Source organism: Bacillus sp. FJAT-52991 (assembly GCF_037201805.1).
Classification (GTDB): Bacteria; Bacillota; Bacilli; order Bacillales; family Domibacillaceae; genus Bacillus_CE; species Bacillus_CE kandeliae.
The window spans coordinates 1833682-1857746 of sequence record NZ_CP147404.1 but is presented as its reverse complement, the minus strand read 5'-3'; the positions used below and the strand labels follow the sequence as shown (position 1 = coordinate 1857746).

Sequence of the window (24065 nt, the reverse complement as noted above, 5' to 3'; positions counted from 1 at the left end):
AGAAAATACATGATCAATCAAGCTGAATTGCTATGGAAACGTATCATTGAAAGAGGCTCAAGTCTGGAAGTAAACTTTAAAGAAACATTAAACCTTCAACCGGCTGCAAGAGATGAAGATTTCCAACTACTTGAGGCTTCGTTAGGTATTACACTTCCTGAAGAAGTGAAAAGTTTTTATAGAGTACATAATGGACAGGTTTGGGAACCGGGAAGTAAGTGTTTTGTGAGAAATCTGACCCTTTCTCCTATTTCAGAAATTATCAATAATTGGGATTTTTTACAAGGGGAATTCGACCCGCAGGATTTAGAGTCTAATATCGGAAAGGAACTTAAACCAGTTCTTTGGAATGATAAGTGGATTCCAATTGCAGAGAATGGTGGAGGGGATTATCTTTGTATTGATACAGATCCGTCAGAAGTCGGAGTTGTAGGACAAGTGTTATATTTCTGGCATGATTGGGGAGAACGTTCTATTAAGGCAAAGAGTTTATTTGAGTTCATAGAAATTTGTTTGCAAGAAGCTAGTGAATAAGTGACAAGCTGATTAGTATCATGGAGTGTAAGAGAATATATGAGCGCTGAAACACTTCAAAAGGTTTGGAAAGCATTTGATTTCGATACATTTAATCAGCATTATGAAGGACAAACAGCGGAGGAGTATTTGGCATATGTCGAAGGAAAAGAATAAATTATGTTCGGTAGAGGAGATTCAAATCAAGTTGGAAGAAAAAATGCTTCCAATGGCAGAATACTTAGAGATTGATTCATTTTTGTTAAAGAACAATCTTCATCAGGAGCCAATTCAACAATTTCAAGAGCAATTTCAACTTCGTCCGAAAAGTGTCTTTTTAGAGTTTGTTCGTCAATATGACTTGAATCAGTGGGAGTTCTTTAATATTTGGTTTGGACGCGAAAATTATTTGCAGGAATTAATTGAAATGAATACAGCAACAGGATGGGCTTGCTGGTGGGGACAAGGGGAGAGACCAAGTGAATGGTTAATGATTGCTCAAACGGACCCTTATACATTTTTACTTCATCGACAGACGGACAAAATTTACGCGATTACAAGTGATGATGAAGATACGGAGTGGCAGGCAATTGCAAACAATTTTGAACAGTGGATTCGAGGAATCGGAACATACTACTTAGAGAAGCGTGATATTGAAGAAATTATCTACCTTGTACAAGCTGAAAACAAAAAATATTGGAGGGAAATTGAATGAATGGTGGGAGAAATAGGTTAATAGAAAAAATAATAGTCTAGGAACTACATATCATAATTTTGTGTATATCGGATTTGATAGTAATAGTTTTGTATTCCGAATGGTGATCCACCTGAGTCAATATTGGAAAATACTATTTTTTATTGTATACTATTACAGCTTCCTATAAGAGAGGGTGAAAGATTTTTTGAATTAAGGAAGTGCAAGCTATTTTTTGATTGATATTAAAGGTGGGGTATTTTGAAAAAAATATTAGGAATTACATCTGTTTTTATTCCAGCTGTTTTGGCTTTATTCATTATTAATTTTTTATTTGATATTGTCACTCTAAAAATTCAAGGATTGCCACTTGTGCTTCCGTTTGTCTTGTGTCCGGTAGGGGCTATATTCGGATTTGTAGGATATAAAATGAATCGCGACAAACTCTCATTCACTGGAATCATTTTTAATATTATTTTGTTTGTGTTCCCAGTCATATATAATGTTATGGTTACGCTTATACAAGGTCCATAAGAATTTCATGTAAAAAGGTTGGATGATTCCAATCTTTTTTTATTTTAGGCTGTTGTAATTAAAAAGAATGGCAAAAGATAAATAGAAATAACATCGAAATGGAGATTGGAGAATTTCGTCATGTACCATTATGAAAAAGGAAAACAAGATGATATTGCTTTTGTCTTTTCTTGTCCGGGGGCCGTTGAAGAAATGGAGGGAAGGCCAGCTGCTGGGCGAACGGGAAAGAATCTGGAACGCTTGTTGGCGATTTTAAATAAGGACTATGGGCAAGCCATTAGCTGGACACGGAATGAGATTACGATCACAAATGCTTGGAGCCATGTTGAATACAAAGCCCTTAGCGGAAGAACAGAAGCAACGGTGAAAGAAGTTCTTTCAGCGGAAAATCTTTGCCGCTTATCCGAAGAAATTAAACATGTGAAAACCGCGATTATTTGCTCCGGCCAGCGTGCAGCGGCAGCTGTTTTCGCATTAGCTAATGAAGGAAAGCTATATCCCTATGTTCAAGTTGTAAAGATTAGGCATTTAGGTTTACGGTCGTTGAATCAAATTAAGGAAGACATCCATGGCGCCCCCATTATATTAATCGATGAAGCCAAAAAAGCTGGCTACTCCACAAAAGTGTTAGAGCAAATGGGTGTGGAAAATACAGAGAAGCGCCTGCGGGTCGTGGCTCAGGAATTAATGAATGAATTAAGAGGTCAGGCTGAAAGATAATGATGGGCGGATTCCATTATTGTCTTTCAGCTATCTTTTTTAACTCCTTTGCCCGAGTGGTCAAAAAGTTCCTCATATATTTTTCTAAAAATAATTTATCCGCTATCTTTCCAAGAATGCCAAGAGGAGATTTATAAGCAAAGGTGTCTTTCATAATAGTTCCTGTGTTGCTTTTTATAAATTCGTGTGTATGGGTAAAAGAGTGAAAAGCACCTTTAATCATGATATCTGTAAATTTATGTGGTTTTTCCATTTCGATAATTTTTGCTGTTAATGTTTGTTTTACTCCGAAATGGGTTGCTTCCCAAGTGACAGTATCCCCATTTTCCATCAGTCCAACTGTTACACCATCAATTGCTCTTTCCTTCGTTTTAGCTGTTGTTTCTATGTGTATCTCTACGTTTCTGGCAAGGTCAAAACAAGCACGGATTGGTGCTTCAATATAAATCTCATGTTTAATGATTGGCATATTTTTATGGACCCTTTCATTTATTTAGTCTTGAAAACGGATGATTTTTAGCGGAATGGCTGGAAATAGATGGTTTATTTATACAAACTTTAAATTCGTTCCATACGCTGCAATTTAGAGGATGGGGAAAATACTTTTCTCAAGTTTGCAGCTTGAACAAGGTCGTGATTCACTTCATTGCCATAAAAGTGCTCCTCAAAAGTCATTTTTAATGATTTTTAAGGGGCACTGTTATTTTTTATGTTCCTGCACGAAATAAGGATTCAAATTGAACTTCAATAACTCTCGAAAATCTCCACTCGGATAAGTTCATGACCTATTGAACGACTTCCGTTAGCCTTGCTTCTAATTTCTTTTTTACCGAAGGCCATTCGCTGCTAATGATACTGTAGAAAATAGAATCACGAAATGTTCCATCTTTACGTATCATGTGATTTCGTAATATACCTTCCTTTACTCCTCCTATTCGTTCGATTGCTTTTTGAGATCGGATATTTCGTTCGTCGGTTTTAAATTGAACACGAATCAAATTCAAGACTTCAAAACAATAGCGCAATAATAAATATTTACACTCTATATTGACATGTGTACCCCAAACAGCAGGGGCAAACCATGTCCAGCCGATTTCTAGATTTCTATGGTCGTCGCAAAGAGACAGAAATCTAGTTGTTCCAATAACTTTATTATTTTCGCGAAGAAGGATAATGAAAGGAAATTCTGATCCATTTCTTTTCTTTGCTAGTGCTTCCTCCACAAAAGATTTCATATCCTTCTTTGTCTGTATCGTTTCGGGAAGGTGTTCCCAAATCGCCTCTTCTGTACCAATAGCATATAAACCTTGAATATGTTCAAGACTCATAGGAACAATTTGAATGTTTTTTCCATTTAACTGGTCCACGCTAATATCCATCGTTTGCCCCCGTTCTCTTTATTTCTTCCTCTCATTCAACAAATACCTTAACTGTCTCGTACTAATGCCTAGTCGCTTCGCCGCTTCCTTTCGATTGCCGAGCGTTTCTTTGAGTGACTTCATAATAAAGGCTTTCATTGCTTCACTTTCAAGTTCTTTTATTTTGTTTTGAATTTCATCAAGCTTCGTTTCTTCTGTGCTGTTCCAAACATCTAGTAGCTGTTGCTGCCACGCTTGCACATAGTTTTCAAAGCTTGGAGAAGGCAGTGGTATGGGAGTAGAAACGGCTACTGGACGACGAAAGAATTTTTCAGGAAGAAATCCCGGGGGAACGATCGTCGTTTCCCCATCAGCTAAGGCAATTGTTCGCTTTAGAACATTCACAAGCTCCCGCACGTTTCCTGGCCAGTCATAGTCACAAAGGATGTCCATTGCTTCCTGTGAAAAAGTGAGGGGAAACTTTGCTTGTTTAAAATAAAAGTCAATCAATGCCGGAAGATCTTCTATTCTTTCCCTTAGTGGAGGAATCGTCAATTTAATGACATCCAGGCGGTACAGCAAGTCTTCACGAAACACTTTTTCTTTGACCGCTTCATGTAAATGGACATGTGTCGCCGCAATCAAACGAGTATGCGTCCGCTCTGTCACTTCACTGCCGACCTTCATATATTCGCCTGTCTCTAATACGCGTAGCAACTTCACTTGGACAGAAGAGGAGGCTTCACCAATTTCATCAAGAAACAATGTTCCTTTAGAGGCTACCTCAAAATACCCTTTCCGATCCTTTAAGGCGCCTGTAAACGCACCTTTTGTATGTCCAAATAATTCGCTTTCTAATAAATGCTCGGAAATCGCTCCACAGTTAATCCCGACAAACGGCTCTTTTGCTCGCTTGCTCGCCTCGTGGATAAAATGAGCAAGAACTTCTTTTCCGGTGCCCGTTTCCCCTTGAATGAGTACGGTCATATTTTTCTGTGCAAACTTATAAGCGAGTGTAAATAGCTGCCTCATTTGCGGACTGTTCCCAATAAAACAGTTCAATTTTTTCGCTATACGTAGAACATCCTGATGAGAGGAGGGGAGCTGAGTGTCAATTAATTGCTCGGTTAGCCGCTCGATCTCCGTAATATCCTCAAAAGGCTTCTCAATAAAGTCACTCGCACCGATTTGAATCGCCTCTACTGCCATTTTGACGGTGCTGTACCCAGTCATAATGACCGATTGGCAATGAGGCTGAGCCGCTTTTAGTGTGCGCAAAATATCTAACCCATTTCGATCAGGCAAGCGAACATCAATAAAGGCTAGGTCAAAGCGTTGAGCCGTCAGCAATTGGTCAAATTCCTTGCCGCTCACTCCATGAGTCACTTCATGCCCTTTGTCCTCGAACAAATGAGTGAGAAAGCGACCTACTTCTATTTCGTCATCAATAATTAAAATATGTGCCATCGTTTCACCTGCTTTTCTAAAGATGAGGGGGATTATGTGAATGGAAGCAATAGCTGAAAACGACTGCCGCTTCCAGGGTGACTGGTGCCCGTCAATGTTCCGCCATGGGCTTCCGCAATGCCAAGGCTGACCGATAAGCCAAGACCTGTCCCGTGAACCGCTGATTTTGTTGTGAAAAAAGGATTGAAGATCTCAGTCATTTGTGATGGATCAATGCCACAGCCGTTATCTGTGACCGTTAATGACACCCATTTTGTTCCTTCCTGTTCGAGTGGCTTCGTGTCAATATCGATTCTTTTTTCACCTGTGATGCCCGATAAGGCGTCTTTGGCGTTAATTAAAAGGTTTAAGACGATTTGCCCAATTTGTTGAACGCTTCCTTCAATCGATGGCAAATCTTGTTGCAGTGTCGTTTGTATACAAATATTTTCTTTTCGGATTTGATTGCCAACAAGGCTTAATGCTTGTTCCACCGCTTCATTTACCGAGCATTGTTCAAATAGAAATTCATCCTGCCTCGAAAATGTGAGCAAGCTTCGAATAATGTTTCGGCAGCGAATCCCGCATTGGTGAACATCCGTCAACAGTTTATGAGTCGAATCATTTTCCGGGTACTTTCGCAACAGGAGTTGAGCGTTGCCTAAAATAGCGGTTAACGGGTTGTTTAATTCATGAGCCACGCCAGCCGCCATTTCGCCGAGAGCTGCCAGCTTTCCTGAATGGAGGAGTTGCGCTTCAAACCGGCGTTTTTCAGTGAAATCCTTCAAATAAATGATGCCTGCATAAAGGGAGCCTGCATCATTAAAGATCGGATAGCAAGAACAAGTCAGCACTTTTTGATGAAGAGATAACTCGCCATCGACAGGAACACCGCTGTTCATGCTTTCTTGAAAATAATTCGTCTCCATCGATTGAAATAAGAGCTTGTCAATTGAGTGATTTTCAAAGGAATCATTTTGAAAGAAATTCTTGGTGGCTTCATTGCATTGTAAAATATGTCCGTGCACATCGACGATAAAGATGATGTCAGACACTGCTCGAAAAGTTTCCTCCCAGTGCTGATGACTGACAAGTACTTCTTTGTATAGTCTGGCATTTTCAATGCAAACAGCGATTTGATCCGATAATTGTTCGAAAAATACTTGATCAGATGGATCATTCCAGCCTGTTTGCTTTCCTCCTAAGGTTAACACGCCGATAGTTGTCCCTTTGCAAATTAAAGGGAACACCCATACGTCGGCAATTTGCAGTAAAGATAACCCATCTTCCTCAAAATAAGTCCCGTCTCTGCCATTTATTTCGTAGTAGCAAGGCTGGCCAGTTTGGAAGACCGACCAATAGAGCGAGCTGCTTTTAGGTAAAATCGTATCTGGAAACAATACTGCAGAATTAGCGGGGTACACATTAGATAAAACTAATTCCCGCCCGTTATAAAGTGACAAGCTGACCCGCTTGATTGGAAAAATCGTTTGTAATTTATCCATAAGGTGCTTTAACATCTCATCCATCGACATATTGATATTAAAGCTCTTTGTGACATCATTAATGATTTCAAGTTGCATGTTTTTCTTTTGCAGCTCGTGAACTGTTTTTTTCAGTTCCGTATAATAACTTTTTTTAGAGGATTGAACACCTGTTAATAAGTCAATCATTTGCTTTTTGCTCATGTAGTTCACCTAAAATCCTTTTCGCAATAATTCCTCAACTTGTTGGACGTTAATGTCACGAGGATTTGTAATCATACACGCATCCTGTAAAGCGACTTCCGCGACGTTTTCAATGGCGGCCTCTTCAAAGCCCATATCTGATAAACGCTGAGGCGCTCCGATATCTAAAGAGAGTTGCTTCACATGAGCAATCGCTTTTCTTCCTGCTTCCTGAGGGGCTAATCCTCGGGTATCCTCGCCTAATAATTGAGCAATTTCCATAAATTTATTCGGAGAGGCTAAGAAATTAAATTCCATGACATGAGGAAGCAAGACAGAGTTGACGTCGCCATGGAGCATCGGGTATTTCCCGCCAATGGCATGAGCCATCGCATGCACCGCTCCTAAAATCGCATTGGAAAAAGCAAGTCCGGCTTGCAAACTGGCCATCGCCATCTGTTCTTTTGCCTCTTTATTGTATTTAGACGCGACGGACGGACGTAAATATTGAGCGACAAGCATCATCGCGTTTTTCGCTTGTACATCTGTCAGTGGGGTAGCGGCTAAGCTAACAAATGATTCAATGGCATGAGTCAATACATCGAGTCCAGTAGAAGCGGTCAGTTTTTCACTTTTCGTGGCCAGCGTTTCTGGGTCAATTAAGGCGATATCCGGTATCAGTGATTTAGAGACGATCGTCATCTTTTTTTGCTGTTTTGAATCAACAATCACAGAAAACTGAGAAACTTCCGAACCGGATCCCGCTGTCGTGGAGATCATTACTAATGGAGGGAGGGGCAGAGTAATTCGATCGACTCCTTCATAATCAGAAATACTGCCGCCATTTGAAGCTAAGATGGCCACAGCCTTTGCTATATCGATCACGCTTCCGCCACCGACGCCAATAATCGCATCACATTCCTGTTCTATATAAACGCTTGCTCCTTTTTCCGCTTCAAAGTCTTTCGGATTAATGGTAATATCTTGATAACAAGCATAGCTCAAACCAGCATCAACGCAGCTTTTGATCACGATTTCAAGCCATCCAGCTTGAATGACACCTTCGTCAGCGACGATTAACACTTTTTTTGCACCTAAACGAGAGCAGCACTCTCCCGCTTGATGGATGGCTCCATTGCCAAAAATCACTTCAGGCATCACAAATTTGTTCATCTTAGCAGCACCTACCTTTTAATCGTTGTTTATTCGCCATAATCGCTGAAATTTCCTTTATGATTTTGACAAAATTAGAGCTATTTTAGGGGATGATCATATGTGTTTAATTAATTTTCAGTTTCAACAGCATCCAAATTATAAATTAATTGTCGCCGCCAATCGTGATGAATTTTTAGCGCGCCCGACAAAACAAGCTCACTTTTGGGAGGATGAGCCGGAAGTGTTAGCTGGCCGTGACTTAGAAAAAATGGGTACGTGGCTAGGAATCACAACATCAGGGAGATTTGCTGCCTTGACAAACTTTCGAGACCCTAATGAACCGACGGAAGGGAAGTGGTCACGCGGGGAGATTGTTCGTTCTTTTTTGACCGAACGGATCGAGGCTGAAGCATTTTTGCAACGATTAAGCGAGGATAAAGCTCATTATCCCAGTTTTAATGTCATCGTCGGAATCGCCGATTCATTATGGTACTATAACAACCGACAAGATCAGATCGTCTCGATTGCTCCAGGCATCCACAGCTTAAGCAACGCCTTTTTAAATACACCATGGCCAAAAACAAAGCGAGGAAAGCAGAGTTTAAATAATTGTTTACATAATAAAATTATTGTTGATACAGATTGTTTATTTACTTCGTTGCGATCCGAAGAACAGGCTGCGGATGAGGAGCTTCCACAAACGGGTGTTTCTTTACAGTGGGAGCGCCTTCTTTCTTCGATGTTTATTAAAAGTGAACAGTATGGTACTCGATCTTCTACAGTGCTTACTATTGATCGAAACGACTGCGTGCAGTTTATCGAGCAAACGTATACAAATGGACAACGTACAGCGGAAGAACGATTTCATTTTTCTATTGAAAAAAAATGAGGCCGACCTTTTTGGATCAGCCTCATTTTTATTAAGCAGATAGTTTAGTGGATGATGGTAAAAGACGAGCGGACTGCAATCTTTTGCGAGCAAGAATGCCGATCCAAGCAGCTAAAAAGGCTTTGAGGATTCCGCCAATGATAAATGGAGTAAATCCACCGACAAATGCTTCCGCCCAAGAAAGGTCAGCCATCACTTTCAGCCATACTGTTCCAAAAGTTAGGTTAATTAACATACCAATCGCATTAGCAATAAATGCTTGTGTGACAGTGGCTGATGTTTTTTCAATATATAAACCGGTAATAAAAGCAGAAAAAATAAAGCTAACAATATACCCGCCAGTTGGACCAAAAATGACGCCCATTCCAGCACTCATGCCAGAAAATACAGGGATACCTACTGCTCCAAGTAACATATAAATAATCGCGGATAATGCCCCATATCGTGAGCCTAAAATTGTAGCAGCTAAGCCAACGGCCAACGTTTGCCCTGTGATCGGAACTAAAGGCAGCGGAATAGTTACTTGAGCCATAATGCCAATAATCGCTGCAAACAACGCCGCCGTCAGCATCATTCTTAACTTTTCGTGCTGTTTACTCATTTTTCTAACCTCCCATAATAACAAAACAAAAATATAAAAACAAATGTTAACGTTATTTTAATGAATGGTAACATAAGTTGTCAACCAAATATTATTTTGGTTGACCATACTTATTTCATTATGTGCAAAATTCAAATAAAAATTTTAAAAAATCAAGTCCTTAAGAGACAAAACCACAACCGCTTGGAAGAAAAAAAGAATAAGATTATAATAAATTGTCATAAATATCAGCCATCACCATGATTGATCAGCGAAAGAACAGCATAGAAAAGAGGTCTATCAATGCAAGTAGGGGTAGGGAGTTGTTTTGGGACATTTGGAGAGTTAGCGCAAGGAGAAGTTGTTGGGCAGCCATTTTTATTTACGTTTCCCAGTCCTTTTTATAGTCAGGTGCGATTTATACCTACGAAAGTAGGCTCGTTAATTGGGAAAACAAAAGGAAAAAAATTGGCGTTAATAGCAGTGGAACGAACGCTACAATTATTGGGGCAATCGCAAAGTGGTTATTTGTCTATCGAATCATCTATTCCTGTAGGCAAGGGAATGGCCAGCAGTTCAGCGGATATCATCGCTACGATTCGAGCGGTAGCAGCCAGTTTTGCTGTCAAGTTATCAGCAAAAGAGGAAGCGATAATTGCGGCGAGCATTGAGCCAACGGATGGGGTAATGTATGAAGGGATTACAGCCGTCAATCAGCAAACGGGTCAGCTTTTGTACGAATTTCCTGATGCACCTGAGCTTAGTTACATCGGCTTTGATAGCGGGGGAACAGTCAATACTAGAGCCTTTCACCGCGATAAAAAGCATTACAACGAAGCGGAAAAACAAACACTTGAACATATTTTTTGCCAAATGAGATCAGGGCTCACAACTGGAAATATAGAACAAATATTTCAAGCTGCAACAGCCAGTGCTCAAGTGAATGAACGCTTTTTACCTAAGCCGCATTTTTCTTTGTTTTTAGATTTAGCGATCCATTTACAGGCTGGCGTGATTATTGGGCATAGCGGAACCGTCATTGGTTTGCTTCTTGATCGTCAAGATCCTATTCTTCAAGAAAAACAAAAGGAAATCATAGAAAAGGTTCGTATAGAAGCAGGGTGGCAACCGTTAATAATTTTTTAAAAATAAAAAAAATTCTTGTCAAAATGAGGCGTTTACTGATAATCTTAAATCAGATGTTCAAACAAATGACATAATTTAATTAAATAATAAGGTAAGAGTGCCCTTTTGTTGATCCAAAAGGGATAATAGGGAAATCGGTGAAAGTCCGATGCAGCCCCCGTTACTGTAAGCGGTGATGAAATTGTCAAAACCACTGGTGCTTGTTGCACTGGGAAGGGACAAGAGTAAGAAGACCCGTAAGCCAGGAGACCTGCTTTTATCTTTTTTGCATCATTCTTCGGAGGGAAGAGTAGGATGGCTGTATCGAGCGAATTCGCTGCACATTGGCAGCGTACGAATCATTACGCAAAATCCTTAACTTCTTTTTGGAGTTAAGGATTTTTTTATAGAAACAGTGTATGGAAAGGGAGCGATCATATGACGACTTGGAATTTGAAGGAAATGAATCACCATGTATTGATTTGTAATGGATCGAGTTGTATGCGGAAAGGCGGCGAAGAAGTCACGCAAGCGATTCGCGAGGAAATCAAGAGTCAAGAGCTAGATGTTCGCGTGCACACCTCAAGAACGAGATGTAATGGTCGCTGTAAAGATGCTTGTGTCGTCGTTGTCTATCCAGAAGGAGCTTGGTACCACGAAGTTGATGAGCCATTGGCGAAAAGGATTGTACATCAGCACTTACAAAACGGTGAACCCGTGAAAGAAGCGCTAACTTATACATATAACGGAAGTGGAATGGAACTTTTAAATGATCGCGTAAAAGGGATCGAGAAAGATCGTGAAGTCAAAAAAGCAGTTCAGTGAGGAGGAAATCTTGTGAAAGGAAAATTACTTCTAGTTGGTTTCGGTCCAGGCAGTGAAAAGCATATTACGGAGCGAGCGAAAGAAGCATTACAAGAAAGCGATTACGTCATTGGATATAAAACATATGTGGAATTAATTGCTGATTTCATTGAAGGAAAAGAAGTGATCAGCACAGGGATGTCTGAAGAAGTGAGCCGAGCACAGGCAGCGGTGAAATATGCGGAACAAGGAAAGAAGGTCGCGGTGATTTCAAGTGGAGACGCCGGCGTGTATGGCATGGCAGGCCTTGTGTATGAGGTGCTCGTTGAGAAAGGCTGGAGAGAGGCGGATGGAGTAGAAGTAGAAATTATTCCTGGTATTTCAGCGATCAACTCTTGTGCGTCTTTACTCGGCGCACCGGTTATGCACGATGCTTGTACGATTAGTTTAAGCGATCACTTAACTCCATGGGAATTAATTGAAAAACGAATAGATGCGGTAGGTGCAGCAGACTTTGTCATTGCTTTATATAACCCGAAAAGTGGAAAACGAACAAGGCAGATTGTAGAAGCACAGCGGATTCTATTAAAATATCGCTCTCCTGATACCCCTGTTGGCCTTGTGAAAAGTGCGTATCGGGATAGAGAACAAGTCATTTTAACGACATTAGCTGACATGCTTGAACATGATATCGGCATGCTGACGACGGTGATAATTGGTAATTCAACGACCTTTATATACGATAATAAAATGATCACGCCACGAGGGTATCAGCGAAAGTACACGTTAACTTCGGAAAAACAGCCGCTGAGGCCACATGAACGATTGAAGCGAGAAAACGAACCTTGGGCGCTTCATGAAGGGAAGGAAGAAGCTCCGCCTTTATTCGAACTAGGCATGAAAGCGTTGCGTTTACTCGATAAAGAGAAAGACATTCCAGCAAAAGAAGTGACGTTTCCGAAGTTAATCGAATCGATTTTTGAAGTCGCTGTTAGTCCAGGCGTTGCCAATAAAAAATTTTCAGCACAGCAATTGCTAGTACTATCAGCTGTAGCAGGAGAGGAAGGCTCTGTTGAGTACACACCTCATCACCAAATTATTTTGCGCGTACCGACGGAAAATCCACAACAATTAACTCTCCAATTGCAAGAAGCCGGATTTATCATTTCGCCTGTTGGAGATGTATTAGCGATCAAAGCTTGTGATTTTTGTGATGGCGAAAAGAAAGATGCCATTCCTTATGCGGAGGAATTGCAAGAACGACTTGGCGGCATGGAGCTGCCTAAAGAGCTGAATATCGGGATCAACGGTTGTGGCATGGCTTGTTATCAAGCAGTCAATGACGATATCGGAATTGTCTTTCGGAAAGGAAAATTTGATTTATTCCTTGGTGCGAAGCCAGTTGGAAGAACGGCTCATGCTGGTCAGCCAGTCGCAGAAGGAATCGAGCCGGCTCAAATTGTTCCATTGATTGAACGAATCGTTGCTGAATACAAAGAAAAAGGTCATCCGAACGAGCGCTTGTTCAAGTTTTTCAAACGGGTGAAGAATATTCAAGGGTTTGAGTATCGCAATATGGAACCGAAAATTATGATTGAACCTGCACCATGCGGGGATTAAAGGAGACGATTGAATATGAAAGCTATATTATTTGTTGGTCATGGAAGCCGTGATTCAGAAGGCAATGAGCAAATTAGAATATTTGTTAATCAGTTAACTCCTAAGTTAGATGATCAACTGATTATCGAAACTTGTTTCTTAGAATTTGAACGTCCGGATATTGCTCAAGGAATCGATGCTTGTGTAGCAAGAGGCGCCACATCTGTCGCTTTAATTCCATTAATGCTGCTTCCGGCGGGACATTCAAAAATTCATATTCCAGCGGCAATTGATGAAGCGAAAGAAAAATATCCTGCCGTTGACTTCACATATGGAAAGCCGATCGGCATTCATCACGAAGCCGTTGAAATTTGCAAGAGTCGAATCGAAGAAACAGGGGAGAATGTCGAAGAGCCACAAGAAGGGACAGCGGTTATTTTACTTGGACGCGGAGGCAGTGATCCAGATGCGAACAGTGATCTTTACAAGATTGCGAGATTATTATGGGAAAAAGCCTCTTACCCGATTTTGGAGCCAGCTTTTATTGGGGTGACTTCCCCAAGTTTAGAAGAAGCGGTGGAAAAAACAATTCGTCTTGGCGCGAAAAAAGTGATTGTATTGCCGTATTTTTTATTCACGGGCATTTTAATTAAGCGATTAGAAGGAATGATGACTCAATTTCAAGCGGCTTATCCAGGAGTTGACTTTAAATTAGCTGAATATTTCGGCTTTCATCCGAAGCTTGAGCTTGTCATTCAAGATCGGATTAATGAAGCGCTAAGTGGAGATGTGTATATGAACTGTGATACATGCCAATATCGCTTTGAGGCGATGGAACATATCGATCATCATCACCATCATGACCATGATCACGATCACCACCATCATCATCACCATGAAGAGGGAGTGGCGACGACGAAATGATTTTATTCATTGCGGGAACCAGTGATGCAAGAGAACTGGCGATTACTCTTCAAGAACAAGGGAGGCAGTTAATTGCCTCTGTTGTCACAGAAAATGCATGGAAAGAGTTACAGCAAGCAGGGATCGAAGCAATTTCCGGCCGTCTGGATGCGGAACAAATGCAAGTTTTTATCGCGGAGCAAGGGGTCAAAGGGATTGTCGATGCGAGTCACCCATTTGCAGAAGAAGCATCAAAAAATGCGATGGCAGCCGCCAACACTGCTAATATTCCTTACATTCGTTTTGAACGAAAAGAACAAAAATTTGAAGATTCTTCGCTCATCACTTATGTCTCCACGTACGAGGAAGCAGCCGAAGAAGCAGCGAAAAGAAAAGGGACCATCATGTTAACAACTGGCAGTAAAACGTTAGCTGTTTTTACAGAAAAATTATTATCTAATCCGGACATTCGCTTAGTAGCTAGAATGCTTCCTCGTAAAGATAATATGGAAAAATGCGAGCAGCTTGGCTTGCCGCAAAAAAATATTGTCGCGATTCAAGGTCCGTTTACAACCGCATTTGATAAAGCACTGTATCGGCAATATGAAGTGACTTGTATGGTCACAAAAGCGAGCGGTGCACGCGGTTCAGTAGATCAAAAGCTAGAAGCGGCTAAAGAATTGGGAATCGAAACAATTGTGATTGAGCGCCCGGAAATGAAGTATCAAAACCGGTGCTCGAGCTTTGATGAAGTCATCGATTACTTACATACATTTAATCTTTAAAGGAGCGGATAACAATGGATTTTAAAACAGATTTTAAACCAGAAACAGTTCAGCCAATGGAGATTGAAGGATTGAGTTTTGACATCATTACCGAAGAGTTCGGGGAACATGATCTTTCTCATGAAGAATACAAAGTGGTGCAGCGCGTCATTCACGCATCAGCGGACTTTGAATTAGGAAGAAGCATGCTGTTTCATCCAAAAGCGATTGAGGCTGGTCTTCAAGCGATCAAAAATGGGGAACGAGTAATTTGTGATGTGCAAATGGTTCAAGTTGGTATTAGTAAAGGACGCATTGAAAAGCATGGCGGCAGCATTCATGTATACATTTCTGATCCAGATGTGATGGAAGAAGCGAAAAAGCTGAATACAACAAGAGCGATCGTATCGATGCGTAAAGCAGTAGCTGAAGCAGATGGTGGCATTTATTGTATCGGAAATGCTCCAACCGCTTTGCTTGAACTGATTCGTCTCGTGAAAGAAGGAATCGCCAAGCCAAGCTTAGTGATCGGCCTTCCTGTTGGATTCGTTTCCGCGGCGGAATCGAAAGAAGAATTAGCGAAGCTTGATATCCCATATATTACGAATATTGGCAGGAAAGGTGGAAGTACCGTCACCGTAGCGGCGTTAAATGCTCTTTCTCTGCTTGCAGAAAAATGAAAGCACAGGACACCAAACAAGAAAAGCCGCTAAGAAAAGGGTATACAACCGGTGCCTGTGCGACGGCCGCTGTTCAAGCGGCCTTGATCTCTTTATTAACAGGAGAAAAACAGGAAGAAGCCACCATTTATCTTCCCGCAAAAGTGTTTGCTACTTTTGCTGTTGAGCACTGTGAAATTTATGAGGGTCGAGCGGTTGCGGCGATTAAAAAAGATGCCGGGGATGACCCGGATGTTACACATGGAGCGGTCATTTATGCGGAAGTTTCCTTACAAGCAGAGCCGGGCATTGAACTTGATGGAGGCGAAGGAGTAGGCCGAGCGACGAAACCAGGTTTAGCGGTAGAAGTTGGTCAAGCAGCGATTAATCCTGTTCCGCGAAAAATGATCTTATCGGAAGCTGAGAACATCTTAACCGATTTTCACTGTCAAGAAGGGCTGAAAATCGTCATTTCGGTTCCAGGCGGTGAAGAAATGGCGAAGAAAACATTGAACGCCCGCCTTGGGATTCTCGGTGGGATTTCCATTTTAGGGACGCGTGGAATCGTGATGCCATTTTCAACAGCTGCTTATAAAGCGAGCATCATTCAAGCGATTCATGTGGCGATTGCTGGCGGATGTGATCATGTCGCTGTCACAACCGGCGGCCGCAGTGAGAAATATGCGATGAAGCAACTTCCTCATTTAAAGGAGGAAGCTTTTATCGAAATGGGTGATTTTGTTGGCTTTACGTTAAAGCATTGTAAACGCCTTGGCATCAAGAAAGTGTCGATGGTCGGCATGATGGGGAAATTTTCGAAAGTCGCTCAAGGCGTGATGATGGTTCATTCCAAAAGTGCTCCTGTTGATTTTGGCTTTTTAGCAGAGACGGCACGAAAAGCGGGGGCTTCAGAAGAATTAGTAGAAGAAGTTCAATCGGCTAATACCGCTTCTCATGCGGCTGATTTGATGCTAGCAGCGGGTCACCATGAGTTTTTTGACCGGTTATGTGACAGTTGCTGTCAGCACGCCATTGAAGAAGTAAAAGGCGGACTCACCGTTGAAATGACCTTATATACGTTAAAAGGTGAATGTTTAGGAAAGGCGGAGCGTCATGGATAAAGTAAAAATTATTGGAATCGGCGATGAAGGCCGCAGTGGACTTTTGCCGATCTATGAACAATGGGTCCAAGAATCTCGCTTTCTGGCTGGGGGAGAGCGTCAACTCGCTTTCTTTCCAGATTATCAAGGTGAGAAGTTCACTATTAAAGGGAATTTGCGAGAATTAAAAGAGAGGCTGAGCGAACAGCCGGAAAAAGCGGTCGTGCTCGCCTCAGGAGATCCTCTCTTTTATGGCATCGGCAGTTATTTATCGAAATTGGTCGAGGCGGAGATTTACCCGCAACCTAGTTCCATCCAGTTAGCTTTTGCTCAGATGGGAGAAGCTTGGCAAAACGCGACGATTATTAGTTTGCATGGTCGCTCTATTACAGGACTGGCTCAACGAATGGATGGGAAAAAGCTGATCGCCTTATTAACGGATGTAACGAATACACCAGCTGCGATTGCGGCGTATTTAAAAACATATGGAATGACTGAATATAAAGCGTTTATCGCCGAAAATCTCGGTGGAGAAAACGAGCGATGCCGCTGGATGTCATTGGATGAGATGGAACAAGCAGAGTTTTCTACTTTAAACGTCGTCATTTTAAAAGCAGAAACAGCAGCAAAGAAATGGTCACTTGGCATTCCAGACGATGAATTTGTTCAACGAAAGCCAGACAAAGGGCTGTTAACGAAAAAGGAAATTCGCGTACTTACACTTGGTCAAATGAATCTTCAAACAGACAGTATCGTTTGGGATATTGGCACATGCACAGGCTCCATCGCGATTGAAGCGGCAAAAATAGCGACAGATGGAGCTGTTTATGCGATTGAAAAAAATGAAGCTGATCTAGAAAATGCCCGTGAAAATTTTATCAAATTCCGCACGGATGTCACAGCAATCCAAGGAAAAGCACCTGATGGCTTAGCGGACTTCCCTGCACCGGATGCGGTGTTTATCGGTGGCACGGCAGGGAATATTGAAGGCATTTTTGACGAATGCTGCTCTCGTTTAAAAGAAGATGGCATAATTGTGATGAATGTCGTTACGATTGAAAATTTATATGAAGCGGTTCAAGCATTGAAACAGCGAGGATTTGAAACGGAAATCACATTAGCACAAATCGCAAGAAGCAAACCGATTTTGCATTTAACAAGAATGGAAGGGTTAAACCCTGTCTATATCATTTCAGCGAAGCGAGCGAAAGGAGAATCAGCATGACAGGAATTTTATATGGAGTAGGAGCTGGCCCTGGAGATCCAGAATTAATAACGGTGAAAGCATTCCGTGCCCTTCAGGAATGTCCCGTCATTGCCTATCCGAAAAAAAGAAAAGGAAGCAAAAGCTACGCCAGAAAAATTATTGATGCGTATGTGAATCCGGCGGAAAAAGATATGCTTGGCCTCGTCTTTCCAATGACGAAGGACCCGGTGATTTTAGAGAGGGAATGGTCAAATACAGCCGATTTAGTATGGGAAAAGCTGCAAGAAGGAAAAGATGTCGCTTTTATTACAGAAGGAGATCCGCTACTTTACAGCACATTTATACATATGATGAACGTCATGAAAGAGCGCTACGGAGATGTCCCGATGAAAATCATCCCTGGTATTTCTTCGATTAATGGTGCGGCTGCTAGACTCTCTTTGCCGTTAGCAGATGGGGATGACATTGTCGCCATTGTTCCAGCTAATGACGATTATGAAGCGATGAAGCAAGCGGTCGAACAGCATGATTGCGTGATCTTTATTAAAGTCGCAAAAGTGATCGATTTAATGCTGCAGATTTTAAAAGAATTGAATTTGACAGATAAAGCATCTGTCGTTACAAAAGTTACTTCTGAAGAAGAGATTGTTTGGGCGATGGATGAGCTTGAAGGAGCAGAACCAGAATATTTAACGTTAATGGTGGTGAGAAAATGAAGCTATACATTGTCGGAGCAGGGCCAGGTGCACCGGATTTAATTACAGTCAGAGGACAGCAGCTGCTGAAGGAAGCAGACGTCATTTTATATGCGGATTCGTTAGTGAGTGAAGAACATTTTAACATTGCAAAGCCCGGAGCGGAAATATTAAAAACAGCGGGCATGCACTTAGAGGAAATGGTCGAGGTAATGAAGCAACGATTACAAGAAGGAAAAAAAGTCGTTCGCCTTCATACTGGAGATCCTGCTGTCTACGGGGCGATTATGGAGCAAATGACCTTATTAAAAGAAGCGGGTGTCGAGATTGAGATCGTGCCGGGTGTGAGCTCAGTCTTTGCTGCCGCTGCTAGTGCGCAAGCCGAATTAACGATTCCTGATTTAACACAAACCGTGATTTTAACAAGAGCAGAAGGAAGAACACCAGTACCGGAGCGGGAGCAATTAGCGAAGCTGGCTGAGCATCATTGTACGATCGCTTTCTTCCTTAGCGCCACGTTAACAAAGAAAGTGATGAAAGAATTAGTCAGTGCCGGTTGGGCGCCAGAAACACCGGTCACTGTCGTCTATAAAGCGACATGGCCAGATGAAAAAATTGTTCGTACCACGATCGAGAAATTGGATGAAGATATGCGGGTAAACGGCATTCGCAAGCAAGCGATGATTTTAGCCGGCTGGGCGTTAGATCCAAATATCCATCAAAAAGACTTTCGCTCGAAATTGTATGATAAAGAGTTTACTCACGGATTCCGTCGAGGGATGAAACAATGAGCCTTCAATTAGAAGAGCATGTGATACCTGATATTAACGTAAAGGGAAAGTATGCCGTGGTCGCGATTACAAAGCACGGCACACAGCTTGCGAGGAAAATTTTCAAGCTATTTCCTGACAGCGATCTATATTATATGAAGAAACACGCACAAGGTGATGAAGAACAACGTGGAATTACCTTGTTTGAAGGTTCCGTTCGCTTGCTGTTTCCCAGTTTATTTGCTCATTATCAAGGGTTGATTATTATTATTTCTTTAGGTGCTGTTGTTCGCATGATAGCCCCGATTTTAAAGGATAAGAAAACAGATCCAGGTGTCGTTGTTGTGGATGATCGTGGAGAGCATGTCATTAGTGTGTTGTCAGGACATCTCGGTGGAGCCAATGAACTGACAAAAGAAGTTGCCGCTTTACTCAATGCTTATCCTGTCGTGACGACCGCTTCCGATGTACAAAAAACAATTCCCGTCGATTTATTTGGCCGTCGCTTCGGTTGGGAGTGGGAATCCGATGAAAAGCTAACGCCAGTCAGTGCCTCTGTCGTAAATGAAGAGAAAGTGGTCGTTGTTCAAGAATCAGGTGAGAGAAACTGGTGGATGCATGATACGGCGATGCCAGCAAATATTCATCTGTGCTCATCGATCGACGAAGCGTTGGCACACCAACCAGCTGCTGCACTCGTTGTCACGCATCGATTACTTGAACAACAAGAAGAAGTTATTTTAACGAATGGTGTGTTATATCGTCCAAAAGTAATTGTTCTGGGGGTCGGTTGTAACCGTGGAACAGCCGCAGAAGAAATTGAACAAGTGATGGAAGACACATTAAAAGAACTGAAGATTAGCATGAAAAGTGTCAAGATGGTGGCGACAATTGATTTGAAAAAAGATGAGGTTGGTTTGCTCGAAGTTGTCCGCAAGCATCAATGGGAATTTATTTATTATTCGCCAGCTGAGCTCAATACGAAAACATTAGTGCAGCCTTCTGATACGGTCTATAAATTCACAGGTGCTTACGGAGTCAGTGAACCGGCAGCGATGCTTGCGAGTGGAAACGATGAATTACTTCTTGTGAAGAAGAAATCAGGCAATGTCACCATTTCTGTTGGATTGATTTCATATGAATAAGGAGGGGAGCAGATGAGTCAACGAAGAATCATGATTGCCGGAACCGGAAGTGGCGCGGGAAAAACGACGGTAACGATTGGACTAATGGCGGCTTTTAAAGAAAGAGGAGCAAGTGTTCAAGGATTTAAATGTGGCCCTGACTATATCGATCCGACTTATCATACGACGGTAACAGGTCGACCATCAAGAAATTTGGATAGTTGGATGACGGGACGAGAGACGGTGAAGGATATTTATGCAAGAGGGGCCAAGGAGGCCGACCTTTCCATTATTGAAGGGGTTATGGGATATTTTGATGGCAAAGATCCGTTAAAAAATGATGGTAGCTCCGCCGACTTAAGTGATATTCTTGATTGCCCCGTTCTATTAGTCGTCAATTGTGCCAGCATGGCAAGAAGCGCTGCTGCGATTGTAAAGGGTTTTCAGGCAATGGCGACAAGAGGAAGAATTGTCGGTGTGATCGTCAACCGCGTCGGAAGTGAAAGTCATTTTCAAATTGTTAAATCTGCCATTGAACAAGAATGTGGAATTCCTGTTGTTGGTTACTTAAAAAAAGAGAATGATATTTCCATTCCTGAACGCCATTTAGGACTGATTCCTTCCGTTGAAAGAGGCGAACTATCCGATTTTTTTCAGATACTTGGACAACTTGTTTCAGCTACTGTGGATTTAGAGGCGATTTGGAAGTTGGCAGAGGTAGCCGAGATTAAAGAATCGGAATATTCGATATTTACAAAAGCGAAAGAACCTACCGTAAAGATTGCAGTGGCAAAAGATGCTGCGTTTAATTTTTACTATGAAGAAAATCTGGAGTTGCTTCAAGCGAATGGAGCGGAATTACAGTTCTTCTCCCCGCTAAAGGATGAACCACTACCTGAAGGGGCAGCTGCCCTATACTTAGGCGGCGGCTTTCCGGAAGAATTTGCGGCTCTATTGGCGACGAATGAAAAGGTCAAACAATCGATTCACACAGCGATTAACGCCGGATTACCGACGTTAGCTGAATGTGGCGGCTTTATGTACTTAACGGAATCAATAGAAGATACAAACGGGAATGTTTACCCGATGGTTGGGGTTATTCCTGGAGTAGCCAAGATGCAAAAGAAGCTAGCCGCTCTTGGTTATCGTGAGCTTACAGGTTTAACACCTAATTTTCTTTTACCAGCAGGAGCTAAAGCTAGAGGGCATGAATTCCATTATTCTAAGTTTACAGCGAAAGAACGAATCACAGCTGCTTATGAAACAAAGGGGCGTCGAGGAACAAAGGAAGAAGGATTTTTGTCGCCCCATGTGGTAGCTGGCTACGCTCATTTTCACTTTGCCTCTGACCTAGCACTTGCTCAGCGCTTTGTGGAAGCGGCACAACAATATGAAGCAGAGAGGATTTCCAAATATGCTTTATCCAGCGATGCTTAAGTTAGAAGGAAAAAGGGTCGTCGTGATCGGTGGTGGAAAAGTAGCCGCTCGTAAAGCTGCTTCTTTACTTGAAGCAAAAGCGATCGTTCAAGTGGTCAGTCCTGAAGTGGGTACTGAAATGACGGAATTAATGGCTCATCATCCGATTGACTGGCAACAGAAATCGTTTCAACGAGAGGATCTACACTCCGCTATCGTCGTCTTTGCGGCTACGAATGATCGGAAAGTGAATGAATACATTGGACAATGTGCCTCTGATCAACAACTTGTCAACATTGCAGATGATCCAGAGGCTAGTAGCTTCTTTGTTCCTGCTTCTTTCAAAAAAGGAAAACTCGCTATTGCTGTAAGTACAAGCGGGGGCAGTCCAGGGCTTAGCAAAAAAATCATTCAAGAACTATCTAGTCAATATGACGATCATTTCATTGACTTCCTAGACTTTTTAGCGGAGTGCCGGGAGCAGATTAAAGATCGAGTGAGCGACTCTGCAGAAAGAAAACAATTATTAACAGAACTGATTCAATCTGATCTGTACGAAAAGATCAAAGAGGCGGATGAGCAAGAACGAGTCAGACTGTTTAACAACCTAATAGATTCGAGGAGATGAATATGAAGAAAGGCAAAGTATATTTAGTCGGAGCTGGACCCGGTGATCCAAAGTTAATCACCGTGAAAGGGTTAGAATGCATTCAACAGGCTGATGTCATTGCGTATGATCGATTAGTAAATAAAGAGCTACTTCAACATGCCAAACAAGGAGCAGAGCTGATTTTTTGCGGAAAGCTTCCAGGCAAGCATGCACTTATTCAAGAGCAAATCAATCAGTTATTAGTCGAAAAAGCAGAACAAGGCTTGATTGTCACTCGCTTAAAAGGGGGAGACCCTTGTGTGTTTGGTCGTGTGGGAGAAGAAGCGGAACAGTTAGCTCAAGCCCACATCCCGTTTGAAATTGTTCCGGGCATTACAGCTGGCATTGCTGCCCCGGCCTATGCGGGTATTCCAGTGACTCATCGCGATCATGCGGCAACTTTCGCCATTGTGACCGCTCATGGCCGTGCCGAAAAAGGTCAGGATTTTATTAACTGGCAAGCATTAGCTCAAGGGATGGATACGATCGCTTTTTATATGGGAGTAGGCAATCTCGGTCATATTTGTCAAGAATTGATCAAACATGGTAAATCGGCTTCCACACCTGTCGCTATCATTGAATGGGGGACGACAAACAATCAGCGTACCATCACAGGCGACCTTGTCTCTATTGAACAAAAGGCACAGGATTACAATATCTCCAATCCAGCCATTGTGCTTGTAGGAGAGGTTGTGGGTCAGCGAGAGAAGATTAGATGGTTTGATCAGGATCCACATATTTCTACAATAATGAAAACAGAATAAAGTGAAACTTCGATCAATGGAGGTTTTCTCCATCCCCTACTGATTGTTAGTTGAACGGATCGGGCGTTTACGGGCTGTTGATCCCCCACCTATATGCCTACGCTTCTTCTGCCATGTTGAAGTGGGGGTCTTACAGCCCGTTAATGCAGGATAAATTAAATGAAAAGGGTGAAACGATGTTGGTTTTGAAAAGAACGACAGTCGTCATGTTGGCGCTGACTTGTTTTTTCTGGATAAATTCATTTCAGCCGGCAGCCGCTATGCATATTATGGAAGGTTTTTTGCCGCTTAAATGGGCGATTTTTTGGTGGGTGTTAACGATTCCGTTTATTGCAGCTGGTATTCGATCGATTCAAAAAACCATTAAACAGCATCCAGAGACGAAAATGATGCTTGGTCTTGCAGGGGCGTTTGCCTTCGTGTTATCGGCTCTCAAAATCCCATCGGTTACAGGTAGTAGCTCCCATCCAACAGGTGTGGGTCTTGGAACCATTTTGTTTGGTCCGCTAGCCATGGCTGTTTTAGGGACAATTGTATTGTTGTTCCAAGCGTTGCTTTTAGCTCACGGTGGTTTAACGACGTTAGGAGCAAATGCTTTTTCAATGGCGGTTGTTGGTCCATTAATGACGTATGCGGTGTATAAGCTTGGTCGAAAAATGAATCTTTCTTTTGCTTTCGCTGTATTTTTGGCTGCTTTTATCGGTGATTTAGCCACGTATACGGTAACTTCTTTTCAATTAGCACTGGCTTTCCCAGCAGAAGCAGGTGGCGTGTTGGCCTCATTTACGAAATTTGCTGGCATTTTCTCTATCACACAAATTTCATTAGCGATTGCAGAAGGGATCTTAACAGTCATCGTGATGAACTGGCTCGTGAAATATAACAAAAATGAATTAAAGCAATTGCGTGTGGCTGTGAAGGAGGCGTAAG

General features: G+C 42.1%; 26 protein-coding genes and 1 riboswitch. Of the genes, 20 read left to right on the top strand and 6 right to left on the bottom strand.

From position 1 onward, the window contains the following. Positions 1-9: 9 nt before the first annotated feature. The 4 genes from WDJ61_RS09445 (at position 10) to WDJ61_RS09430 (ending at position 2461) form a co-directional block, all read left to right on the top strand. Positions 10-534, top strand: coding sequence for an SMI1/KNR4 family protein (locus WDJ61_RS09445; RefSeq protein WP_338749065.1), 525 nt, complete (start codon positions 10-12; stop codon positions 532-534). A gap of 136 nt (positions 535-670) precedes the next feature. Next, on the top strand, positions 671-1228 hold the full coding sequence (locus tag WDJ61_RS09440) for an SMI1/KNR4 family protein (protein WP_338749063.1): 558 nt from the start codon (positions 671-673) through the stop codon (positions 1226-1228). 240 nt (positions 1229-1468) lie between these two features. Continuing rightward, positions 1469-1741, top strand: a complete 273-nt coding sequence (locus WDJ61_RS09435; protein ID WP_338749061.1) for a hypothetical protein — start codon at positions 1469-1471, stop codon at positions 1739-1741. Between the two features lie 120 nt (positions 1742-1861). Then, positions 1862-2461: a uracil-DNA glycosylase family protein gene (locus WDJ61_RS09430; protein WP_338749059.1), complete on the top strand. Its 600-nt coding sequence runs from the start codon at positions 1862-1864 to the stop codon at positions 2459-2461. Between the two features lie 16 nt (positions 2462-2477). On the opposite strand, the gene WDJ61_RS09425 is transcribed toward WDJ61_RS09430, so the two are convergent. From WDJ61_RS09425 to WDJ61_RS09405, 5 genes are all read right to left on the bottom strand, one after another. Next, positions 2478-2930: an SRPBCC family protein gene (locus WDJ61_RS09425; protein WP_338749057.1), complete on the bottom strand. Its 453-nt coding sequence runs from the start codon at positions 2928-2930 to the stop codon at positions 2478-2480. 316 nt (positions 2931-3246) lie between these two features. Then, positions 3247-3840, bottom strand: a complete 594-nt coding sequence (locus WDJ61_RS09420) for a GNAT family protein (RefSeq protein ID WP_338749055.1) — start codon at positions 3838-3840, stop codon at positions 3247-3249. Between the two features lie 18 nt (positions 3841-3858). After that, positions 3859-5286, bottom strand: a complete 1428-nt coding sequence (locus tag WDJ61_RS09415; RefSeq protein ID WP_338749053.1) for a sigma-54 dependent transcriptional regulator — start codon at positions 5284-5286, stop codon at positions 3859-3861. 32 nt (positions 5287-5318) lie between these two features. Then, complete coding sequence (locus WDJ61_RS09410; RefSeq protein ID WP_338749051.1) at positions 5319-6953, bottom strand: ATP-binding protein; 1635 nt, start codon at positions 6951-6953, stop codon at positions 5319-5321. 9 nt (positions 6954-6962) lie between these two features. Beyond that, positions 6963-8105 carry an iron-containing alcohol dehydrogenase gene (locus WDJ61_RS09405; RefSeq protein WP_338749049.1) on the bottom strand — a complete coding sequence of 381 codons (1143 nt, stop codon included), beginning with the start codon at positions 8103-8105 and terminating at the stop codon, positions 6963-6965. A 100-nt stretch (positions 8106-8205) separates the two neighbouring features. Here WDJ61_RS09405 and WDJ61_RS09400 point away from each other — a divergent pair, with 100 nt between their 5' ends. Beyond that, positions 8206-8976, top strand: coding sequence for an NRDE family protein (locus WDJ61_RS09400; RefSeq protein WP_338749047.1), 771 nt, complete (start codon positions 8206-8208; stop codon positions 8974-8976). 31 nt (positions 8977-9007) lie between these two features. On the opposite strand, the gene WDJ61_RS09395 is transcribed toward WDJ61_RS09400, so the two are convergent. Beyond that, positions 9008-9577, bottom strand: a complete 570-nt coding sequence (locus WDJ61_RS09395; protein WP_338749045.1) for a biotin transporter BioY — start codon at positions 9575-9577, stop codon at positions 9008-9010. A gap of 282 nt (positions 9578-9859) precedes the next feature. Here WDJ61_RS09395 and WDJ61_RS09390 point away from each other — a divergent pair, with 282 nt between their 5' ends. From WDJ61_RS09390 to WDJ61_RS09320, 15 genes are all read left to right on the top strand, one after another. Continuing rightward, positions 9860-10702: a hypothetical protein gene (locus tag WDJ61_RS09390; protein ID WP_338749043.1), complete on the top strand. Its 843-nt coding sequence runs from the start codon at positions 9860-9862 to the stop codon at positions 10700-10702. Between the two features lie 78 nt (positions 10703-10780). Next, a riboswitch (cobalamin riboswitch) is annotated at positions 10781-10975 on the top strand. Positions 10976-11119: 144 nt separating this feature from the next. Next, positions 11120-11506, top strand: coding sequence for a (2Fe-2S) ferredoxin domain-containing protein (locus WDJ61_RS09385; protein ID WP_338749041.1), 387 nt, complete (start codon positions 11120-11122; stop codon positions 11504-11506). Positions 11507-11518: 12 nt separating this feature from the next. Continuing rightward, a complete protein-coding gene (gene cobJ / locus WDJ61_RS09380) occupies positions 11519-13105 on the top strand; it encodes a precorrin-3B C(17)-methyltransferase (RefSeq protein ID WP_338749039.1) in 1587 nt (528 codons plus the stop codon). 15 nt (positions 13106-13120) lie between these two features. Then, positions 13121-14008 carry a sirohydrochlorin chelatase gene (locus WDJ61_RS09375; RefSeq protein ID WP_338749037.1) on the top strand — a complete coding sequence of 296 codons (888 nt, stop codon included), beginning with the start codon at positions 13121-13123 and terminating at the stop codon, positions 14006-14008. Continuing rightward, positions 14005-14772 carry a precorrin-6A reductase gene (cobK, locus tag WDJ61_RS09370; RefSeq protein ID WP_338749035.1) on the top strand — a complete coding sequence of 256 codons (768 nt, stop codon included), beginning with the start codon at positions 14005-14007 and terminating at the stop codon, positions 14770-14772. The genes WDJ61_RS09375 and cobK overlap by 4 nt, the downstream gene beginning before the upstream one ends. Positions 14773-14786: 14 nt before the next feature. Then, positions 14787-15431: a precorrin-8X methylmutase gene (locus WDJ61_RS09365; protein WP_338749033.1), complete on the top strand. Its 645-nt coding sequence runs from the start codon at positions 14787-14789 to the stop codon at positions 15429-15431. Continuing rightward, a complete protein-coding gene (locus WDJ61_RS09360) occupies positions 15428-16531 on the top strand; it encodes a cobalt-precorrin-5B (C(1))-methyltransferase (protein ID WP_338749031.1) in 1104 nt (367 codons plus the stop codon). Before WDJ61_RS09365 ends, WDJ61_RS09360 begins: the two co-directional genes overlap by 4 nt. Continuing rightward, positions 16524-17735, top strand: a complete 1212-nt coding sequence (gene cbiE, locus WDJ61_RS09355; protein WP_338749029.1) for a precorrin-6y C5,15-methyltransferase (decarboxylating) subunit CbiE — start codon at positions 16524-16526, stop codon at positions 17733-17735. The genes WDJ61_RS09360 and cbiE overlap by 8 nt, the downstream gene beginning before the upstream one ends. Then, positions 17732-18433, top strand: a complete 702-nt coding sequence (cobI, locus tag WDJ61_RS09350) for a precorrin-2 C(20)-methyltransferase (protein ID WP_338749027.1) — start codon at positions 17732-17734, stop codon at positions 18431-18433. Before cbiE ends, cobI begins: the two co-directional genes overlap by 4 nt. Next, positions 18430-19203, top strand: a complete 774-nt coding sequence (gene cobM, locus WDJ61_RS09345; RefSeq protein ID WP_338749025.1) for a precorrin-4 C(11)-methyltransferase — start codon at positions 18430-18432, stop codon at positions 19201-19203. The genes cobI and cobM overlap by 4 nt, the downstream gene beginning before the upstream one ends. Further along, the gene (locus WDJ61_RS09340; RefSeq protein ID WP_338749023.1) at positions 19200-20327 is read left to right on the top strand and encodes a cobalt-precorrin 5A hydrolase; all 1128 of its coding nucleotides are present in this window, start codon (positions 19200-19202) and stop codon (positions 20325-20327) included. Before cobM ends, WDJ61_RS09340 begins: the two co-directional genes overlap by 4 nt. 12 nt (positions 20328-20339) lie before the next feature. After that, positions 20340-21743 carry a cobyrinate a,c-diamide synthase gene (locus WDJ61_RS09335; protein WP_338749021.1) on the top strand — a complete coding sequence of 468 codons (1404 nt, stop codon included), beginning with the start codon at positions 20340-20342 and terminating at the stop codon, positions 21741-21743. Then, on the top strand, positions 21697-22350 hold the full coding sequence (locus WDJ61_RS09330; RefSeq protein ID WP_338749019.1) for a bifunctional precorrin-2 dehydrogenase/sirohydrochlorin ferrochelatase: 654 nt from the start codon (positions 21697-21699) through the stop codon (positions 22348-22350). Before WDJ61_RS09335 ends, WDJ61_RS09330 begins: the two co-directional genes overlap by 47 nt. A gap of 2 nt (positions 22351-22352) precedes the next feature. Continuing rightward, entirely contained in the window at positions 22353-23135 is a 783-nt protein-coding gene (gene cobA / locus WDJ61_RS09325) for a uroporphyrinogen-III C-methyltransferase (protein ID WP_338749017.1), read from the top strand. 206 nt (positions 23136-23341) lie between these two features. Further along, entirely contained in the window at positions 23342-24064 is a 723-nt protein-coding gene (locus WDJ61_RS09320) for an energy-coupling factor ABC transporter permease (protein WP_338754754.1), read from the top strand. The last annotated feature ends 1 nt before the right edge of the window (position 24065 follow it).